This window comes from Bacillus sp. GMs2/2, assembly GCF_050172095.1.
In the GTDB taxonomy this organism is placed as follows: Bacteria; Bacillota; Bacilli; order Bacillales; family Bacillaceae_G; genus Bacillus_A; species Bacillus_A cereus.
In genome coordinates, this window is sequence record NZ_JBNLYE010000364.1 from 1 (window position 1) to 3,872 (window position 3,872).

A 3,872-nucleotide genomic window follows, 5' to 3' on the forward strand; every position below is an offset into this window, starting at 1 on the left:
AATTAATATTTCCCTATTTTTGTGGAGTAACAGTTTCCACTTTTAATTCCTTTATTCCTTCTTTTAATGTAACAGCATCTGTTCGTAATGTTTTCCAACTGTCTTTCGCTGCATTTAAATTAGGTTTTAAGAATTTAAATTTATTTTGATCGGCTTTTTGAGCTGCATTCTCAATATGCCCTAGAACGCCCGAATATTGAGAATCTAAATCATGCCACTGCGTGGACATATAAGTAAGAGCGTTAATAGCATCATCAAGCGCCTTGTGCATTTCATTAATATTACTGTAAGCAACTCCAACTACACGATTTAAGGTTACTTTATAATCCACGGTCTGACGTAATTCTGCTAATAAAGGCTCTAACTTACCTAAATTATCCCTTGCTACTCCCACTATGATACCGCCAATTATTGGTAGACCCAAAATAGCACCCTTCATTACATTAAACCCATCAGATTCTAATTGTTTATAATAGTTTACTGATCCTAATACTTCTTCTAGACGCTTTTGATCGGCATCAACATCTGCACCTTGATTTTTTAAAATTGACTGCAAGAGCTCTTTATTACTTCCAAATGCTCTAACATCGTGTCCAATAGAGTCTCTTAATTTAGTTAATTCTTCTATTAGTTGTTGTGCATACTTTTGATTTTGTTGAATTTCACCTCGTAAATCTGTAATCCCTTCTTTTAAAGTTTCTCCATCCCCTGTATTAATCGCCTCTACCATTGTTTCATAATAATTATCAAATGTTGTATCGTATTCAACAATACCATTCAATGTATCTAAAAGCTGTTTTTTTACTTTCGTATCCCAAGTAACAGCATGTGCCCTTGCATTCTTTTGATCTTGTACGATTCTACCAGGTAAATCTACATACCCATTAATGGTAATTCCCTCAAAATTCACATCAGGATTCTTAATTAACATATAAGAATAGGCATTCATAGATTTTGCAAATAATCCAGTCTTTTGCAAGGTCTCTTTCATTCTCGCTTCATTTGCAGAAAGAGCCGTATCTCCATTATTCGTTTGTTCAATTTCACTTGCAAAAGTTGTTACTGGTGAAACTACATTAGCAGTTGTAATAGTTAATAGCGTCGATACAGCGAGTAATTTGTAAGGGATTTTTTTTATCATTTCATTTTCCTCCAATTTAGGTTTTAAATTTCAGTTCTACTCCTGTTTAAAAGCAATATCTTTTGAAATGAATTCTGCATCTTTATGAATATCATTCCAACTTTCTTTAGCGGCTTTTAAATCATCTGGTATTAAAGAGAATTTGTGGTCTTGCATAGAATCGATATTATCCAATAAATCTGTATAATTTGCGCCCATTGTATTCCATTGCTTTTGAATATTTGTTAGAGACAATATCGCTTGATCTACAGTCTGGTATAAATATGCCAATGTTTCTTTCGCGTTAGTAAGCGAAAGAACTGCTTGATTAGCACGATCTGCTTTCATACTTAATTCTCCGATTTTGTTAGAAATTTCATTATAGGAGTCCATATGCTTAGATGCTGTGACACCAGCCGCAGTTCCTAGACCGATACCAGCTGCGCCAAGAGCCGAGAGTCCACCAACAACAGCCGGTGTTGCTGTACCGCCAGTTACAACAATAACTACCGCTCCTCCAATAGCTGCAATAACTAAAATAGCTGCTCCCAATCCACCACCAATTGACCATGCTAATACATCATCAAAATGTTTTTTCTGAGTAGAACGAAGTTGCTCAATTTCAGCTTGAAGTTGTGGAATCGTTGCCTGTTGACCTGCTAATATTGCAGTTAATCCACCTTTCCCATCTGGACCACCAACATTATTTTTAAAATCTGTAGAATTTTGATATAGTTTCCCTTTGAAGTTTTGTAGCATCTTAATCACATCTGTAACTTCTTTTGAATTTGTATTGATTGTAGTAATTAAATCATTTATACCCTCTTTTAGACCTGCCTTATCTTTCTTTTGTACAGTTTCTACTAATGTGTCGTAATAATTTTGAAATTGTTCATCGTAATTTACAATATTACGAGCAGTTTTTTGAATCTGTGGCTTCGCTGTATCTAACCAGTAATTCGCATTGATTCGTGACAGCTCTTGATTAAGGTGAATATTTTTGAGCAACTCTCCCCCCTCTGAGCCTAAATCGATATTAGATAAATTTACATTTGGTTGCTTAATCATTGTTTTTGCGTATAAATCCATTACTAGAATATGAGACCCTGTTTCAGCTAATGCTTTCTTCAGTCCTTCGGGGCCCAATGCATAATTGCCTACTTTTTGTTCTTGAGCGGTCGTTTCTTGTGCAAATGCATGAATAGTGTTACCGGTAGTAGCAGTTATAACAGTTGCTAATGTAGCTAAAGTTAGTACTTTGAATGGAAATTTTTTCATGACTATTCTCCTTCTTTCGCTAAATGCTTATAATCTTTATGAATTCCCAAAAAACGCAATATTAAAATTTATATACTTGTTCTTCAAGGTAACTTATTACATTTTTTAATTGTCTTAATGTATCTTTTTGAGACTGCTCGTTAGTTGTATCAACATTAGTAGATAATTTTGTAATGCTATTTTTTATTAGATTTAAATCTTCTTTATAGCGCTTTAGTAGATCAAGTTCTACATCTACTTGATTTGCAAACGTATGCAAATCATTTTGTGTAAGAAGAAGCATTGATTTTTGTAAATCAGCTATTGATAATTTCGTTGTTAAATCATATATTTTTTGATTTTGTTTCTCTAAATCATCTAAATATGCTCGCTGTTCTGCTGTTAATTTATTTACTTCAGCAAAAACGCCAAATGTTTTCTTAATCTTTTCGGTATCAATGACCTTCATCAGGTCATACTCTTGTGTTTTTGCTGCGGCTGCGGCTGCTATTTCACCTTGTTTGCTTTTCTCAATTGCTTCACGAGCTGCTTTTTTTGCTGCTTCAATCTCTAGAGCAGTTTTACCTTGTTCTGTCGCTTCTTGCGCCGCTTTTTTCTCCGCTTCTAAAATAGAGTTGTTAATTTCTTTTCCTTTGTTATACGCTGCCACCCCTGCTTGAGCAGCCGGTTCAATAATTTCTTTTGAAAGACTATAAACTTCTTTGAATATAGCAAATCCCTGTTCATTTAAAGCCCCTGGTATTAATGCAATTTGCTGTAAATCATTTTGAATTGCTTTTTTTGTATTTAATATTTCATTTTTTAACTGATCTATTTTTCCTGTTCCATCTGTACTTAGTATGCCTTGCGCAGTTGCCACATTAGTATCAAAATCTTTTAATTTTTTATCAAGCTGTAATTTAAGATCTGTTAATTCATTGATTTGTCGTTGCGCATTTTCTTGATTCGTCATAGCCATTTCTTGAAGTACTTCAAGTCTATCCGAAAACCCTTCTCTATCTTCTTTATTGTCTACAAACGATTTTAATGTCGGGTAATAACTATTAAATTTTGTTACAAATCCTTTACTTTTTGAATTTAATAGAATTAACTGTGGATAGAGTTCCGATGACCATTCCTTCATATCTTGTTTGATTAGGAATTGATTGGTATTTAAAGCTGGGACTTCCTCTAGCTGTACATTAGGACTCATTAAAGATTGATCAATATACGTTTGGACTAATTTAGAATGCGCACCTAATTTTCGTAATGATGAAGAAATATCCATGTTTTCTTGTTGAGTTTCTGCTTGAACGATTGGTGTTGCGAGAGTATTGATAGGAATAGTTGCTCCAGTTACAATGGATGTTATTAAAAATCCTGTCATTATTTTAGTTTTCATTCCGTACACTCCTTTACCATTGTTTTTATAACTTAATTCATATAACTTGTACGACCGCTCTCTTTGTAAACTGGATAAGAAGGAGAAATCTTT

Annotated in this window: 3 protein-coding genes; all 3 read right to left on the reverse strand. The window is 33.8% G+C overall.

Features of this window, described 5'->3' with window-relative positions; translation table 11 throughout:
* Window positions 1-13 precede the first annotated feature (13 nt).
* Complete coding sequence (gene hblB, locus ACQGS6_RS24305; RefSeq protein ID WP_426965729.1) at window positions 14-1,141, reverse strand: hemolytic enterotoxin HBL binding subunit HblB; 1,128 nt, start codon at window positions 1,139-1,141, stop codon at window positions 14-16.
* A 36-nt stretch (window positions 1,142-1,177) separates the two neighbouring features.
* On the reverse strand, window positions 1,178-2,398 hold the full coding sequence (gene hblD, locus ACQGS6_RS24310) for a hemolytic enterotoxin HBL lytic component L1 (protein WP_426965730.1): 1,221 nt from the start codon (window positions 2,396-2,398) through the stop codon (window positions 1,178-1,180).
* A 61-nt stretch (window positions 2,399-2,459) separates the two neighbouring features.
* Window positions 2,460-3,779 carry a hemolytic enterotoxin HBL lytic component L2 gene (gene hblC, locus ACQGS6_RS24315; RefSeq protein WP_000850227.1) on the reverse strand — a complete coding sequence of 440 codons (1,320 nt, stop codon included), beginning with the start codon at window positions 3,777-3,779 and terminating at the stop codon, window positions 2,460-2,462.
* Between the last annotated feature and the right edge of the window lie 93 nt (window positions 3,780-3,872).

Excerpts from the sequence above, each read along its gene's own strand:
- hblB (WP_426965729.1), bottom strand. The coding sequence starts at position 1,141 with ATGATAAAAAAAATCCCTTACAAATTACTCGCTGTATCGACGCTATTA.
- hblD (WP_426965730.1), bottom strand. The coding sequence starts at position 2,398 with ATGAAAAAATTTCCATTCAAAGTACTAACTTTAGCTACATTAGCAACT.
- hblC (WP_000850227.1), bottom strand. The coding sequence starts at position 3,779 with ATGAAAACTAAAATAATGACAGGATTTTTAATAACATCCATTGTAACT.